The sequence below is a fragment of the Microcystis sp. M144S2 genome (assembly GCF_020246065.1).
GTDB classification, from domain to species: Bacteria; Cyanobacteriota; Cyanobacteriia; order Cyanobacteriales; family Microcystaceae; genus Microcystis; species Microcystis ichthyoblabe_A.
Window position 1 is genome coordinate 1 of sequence record NZ_JADBTR010000091.1, and the last position, 3748, is coordinate 3748.

Annotated in this window: 3 protein-coding genes and 1 pseudogene; 1 reads left to right on the top strand and 3 read right to left on the bottom strand. The window is 46.1% G+C overall.

Annotated elements, in window-relative coordinates:
- Positions 1–191 precede the first annotated feature (191 nt).
- Positions 192–746 (bottom strand): hypothetical protein, encoded by a 555-nt coding sequence (locus IM462_RS11560; protein WP_287699675.1) that lies wholly within the window; start codon positions 744–746, stop codon positions 192–194.
- A gap of 49 nt (positions 747–795) precedes the next feature.
- Here IM462_RS11560 and IM462_RS11565 point away from each other — a divergent pair, with 49 nt between their 5' ends.
- Positions 796–1659 carry a hypothetical protein gene (locus IM462_RS11565; RefSeq protein ID WP_002755512.1) on the top strand — a complete coding sequence of 288 codons (864 nt, stop codon included), beginning with the start codon at positions 796–798 and terminating at the stop codon, positions 1657–1659.
- A 17-nt stretch (positions 1660–1676) separates the two neighbouring features.
- Here the strand turns inward: IM462_RS11565 and IM462_RS11570 are convergent, their stop codons facing one another.
- Positions 1677–3545, bottom strand: coding sequence for a cation:proton antiporter (locus tag IM462_RS11570; RefSeq protein ID WP_287699676.1), 1869 nt, complete (start codon positions 3543–3545; stop codon positions 1677–1679).
- 122 nt (positions 3546–3667) lie between these two features.
- Positions 3668–3748: pseudogene (locus IM462_RS21015) on the bottom strand (RNA-guided endonuclease InsQ/TnpB family protein); the annotation flags it as partial.

A 3748-nucleotide genomic window follows, 5' to 3' on the forward strand; every position in this document is an offset into this window, starting at 1 on the left:
AAGTCACCTAATCCTGTTAATCCCTTAATCCTCAATGCCAGTATCAGGATTTTGAGGATTGGAGGATTTTCAGGATGGATATTATAGTCTTTTTATCCTTTAATTATAGACTCTTCACAAGTCACCTAATCCTGTTAATCCTTTAATCCTAAAAATCCTGATACTGATTTTTATTGACATAATTTTGGTGATTAATTTGCCCGACAACGCACCACTCCTGCCGCTTTTAACTCGCCATTAGCAAATTCTAACTGTTTCAACACATAACCATAAGCCCCTTTCTGAGTTAACTCTCTTTGCATCTGTGGAGGCAAATCTGATAAGTTAATCTCTACCTGCTTACGCTTTTGCTTTTCCACCAAACTCAAATGCTCAAAACGGCGCGGTACAGCATAAACCGAACCACATCGCTTGTCCTCTCCCTGAATCACAATTATCGGGTTTTCGGGAATACTGATGATGGTTTCTCCCTCTAAGGTTAATTGTGTCACTTGGGCAATGGGTAGATTAAACTCCTTACCCCCTTGCTTAAAAGAAATCCGACGCTGAGGGCGATCGAACCGAGTTAACGTCACCCCCTTATAATCTCTGCCATTTTGTAACGTAATATTTGCTAATCGTGGTAAAGCCGCTTCGAGGGTGGGTGCTTGAGCGATACTAGAAACAGTCAAAAATCCCAAAAAAACTAAAGCTATACCAGATATAATTTCCAAACGTCTGACCATAACTCGCCCTACAATGATCATCTATAATAACTTTAATTTTAGCGTTCTTTTTTAGCGTTAGTAGCCCCCTGTGACGACTCCTTCTCCCCCGACGATTCTCCTCAATCTTGCCAGTGCCGCCGGTCTCATTGGTGCGGGATTGTACTATACAGGTTGGGTCTATCGTTGGGCATACTTTGCCTATTACCAACTCGGTATCACCAGCCTCGATTTTCCGGTTGAATCCTTCTTATTACTCCCTCTTCAAGTCTTCTTTGGTACGCCTCAAAGTATTGCTAACACCCTCATTATTGCCCTTCTGATTCCTATACTTTTTCAGCTTTCCACCCTTTGTCTTGCTTTCCTTCACTGGCAATATCAACAGTGGCTCACTAGACTGAAAAATTGGCAACTGAAAAGACAAAACCAACGCAATCGCCGAAAAATACCCTATGCTCCTCGTCCCCGCTTTCAGCGTCAGTTAACCCTTCCTCTCGCTTCGGAACTGATTCTCCTGAGTTGGATTCTCTTACTCATCTTCCATCTTGCCCGGGATCAAGGTTTAAAGGATGCCCGTCGAGATGCGGTGAATCCCACTTCTACTCTCCCCGTTGTCACCCTGATTAGTGCCAAGGAACTGCTCATTTTAGGTAAAGAAGCAGGGGATCTTGACCCCAATCAGCCCCTTTTTGAAGCCCTAACGCCCGAAGATCAGCAGAGTCTCATTGGTGATCCTAATTTAGCCCGCATTATTCAACAGCGCAACCTAACCGATACGGAGCAAGATCGCGTCTGGCGATTATTACTGGAAAGAGGGGGATGGCTGTACCTTTTTCGTGCTTTACCCCAAGATGCCCCCAAAACTGAACATCCCGTCCTGCTAGGTGTCGCTAAATCTAGCGCCGGTCGGCAGTTGCTTATTTTAAGCCCTGAACCCGTTAAATCCACTGAATAGTATAGAACAGTCTCAAGTTATCTACTGGTGGCGATTTCCACTTCGGGTAAGATTTCTAAAGATAAACGGGTTCTGACAGTGCCAGAAAGACGTTTAAGCAGTTGTGGGCGTAAATCGCGCAGAATATAGATTAATTCGTCTCCTGTGCGCCATTCTTCCCTTTCTGTTACTACCTGTAGGGAATTATCGCGACGCAATAGTAGGGGCAGCAGTTCGCCATTTTCAATTAATTTAGTTAATCTGGTCTGTTGTTCGCTCAAATCATTGCCTTTAAAGATAGTTTTACCCAATTTAATCTGATTATCGTCTAAATACTGATTCCATTCCTTGACCGCAAAACTAGGGAGAAAAACCTGATTAACCTTATTTTTATCTGGGTTAGGGGTTCCCGCAAAGGCAGCCAACACCCGGGGAGGATGAAACTCCTCCCCGGCTCTTTGGGCTAAAACCAGATTAACCTCGCTATTATTAGTCAAAACTAGAAAAGTCCCCATGGATTCGATGCCAGCTTCTTGTAGTATTTTTGTATCAAGAGCGCTACTCTGCAGCACCGTCAAACCGTCTTCTTTTGCTTGCTGACAGGCTGCGGCATCCGTATCGATTAAAACCACGGTTTCCCCTTGTTCTTGGAATAAACAACCGATTAAGCGACCTAGGGGATTACAACCGACGATTACTGCCCCTGTTGCCGCAGAAGAAGTGATTTTTAGCCCTTTTGCCACCCAACGCGCCGTTAATCCCTGAATAAAAACGGTCATTAAAATTGTTAAAAAGACTAAAGCTTTGATCGCTTCACCGCCATTAATACCGGCACGGGTGAGTAAAATGGCAAATAAAGAAGCTACAGAGGCGGAAACGATTCCCCTAGGGGCAACCCAAGCGATAAATAGCTTATGTCGCCAATTTAGGTCACTTTTTAGGGTACACAGAGCCACACTCAGGGGACGCACCACCAACATCAAGACTAACACCGTCAGGACGCTGCCCCAACCCAACGCGATGACACTGGCGATCGAAAGATCCGCCGCTAGTAAAATAAACAGTACCGACACGCAAAGAGTGGTTAATTGACCCTTAAAACGCCTTAATAACCGCTCATCGGGAACGGCCGCCGCTTTTAGCACGATTCCCGCCATTACTACCGCCATTAACCCCGATTCACTGCGACTAAATTGTGATAAACCAAATAATCCCCAGACTCCGGCTAAAACCACGAGATTCTTTAACTCAAAAGTCAGAAAATTGCAAGTTTTTATAATAAAACTTAACAATCCGCCTCCAGCAATGCCGATCGCCGCCCCGATGCCTAAACGCAGGGTTAAACCGGTGATGATTTCCATGGGGCGGGCATGACTATCAATAATCGTATTTAGCACCACTACGGCTAAAATTGCGCCCACAGGGTCGATTAATACCCCTTCTCCTTCTAAAAGCGTCGCCACCCGCCGATCCACGGCTACTTGCTTCAGCAAAGGTCCGATCACCGTCGGACCAGTTACCACCACTAAAGAAGCGTAAAGAAATGCGATCGGCCAAGGAAATTCCCCCAACCAGTGGGCTGCCATACCGCCACCGATGAGAGTGATGGAAGTACCGAGGGTGACAAGATTGCGTAAACTGCCAGAAACTCGCCCTAATTCCCGTCCGCTTAGGCTTAAACCGCCTTCAAATAGGATAATCGCCACAGAGAGAGCAACAAGGACTTCTAAACCAATTCCCAGACTTTGGGGGTGTAAAATTTCCCAACCATCGGACCCTAAAGCAATCCCAAAAATGAGCAGGAAGACAATACTGGGAACTTTCAGGTATTCGGCAATGACTTGGGCTGTAATCCCCGCCACCACAGTGATGACAATTTGCAGGGTAAGGGCGAAAGATGGATCCATGTTTAGCGATCGGTTATCGGCTATCGAGGCGGGGTTATGGTTGGGGTTTAATCATTCTAATTTTGACTCTCCCCCGCTAACCGCTCGCGCGGTGTAGCGGGGGATTCTCGGTTCTTAGGCTTTTAACTAGATCGACCGAGTTTAACCCAGTCGATCCCCGTCAAATCGCCTCCGCGAGCGTTTTCTAACACGGTCAGTCCGAC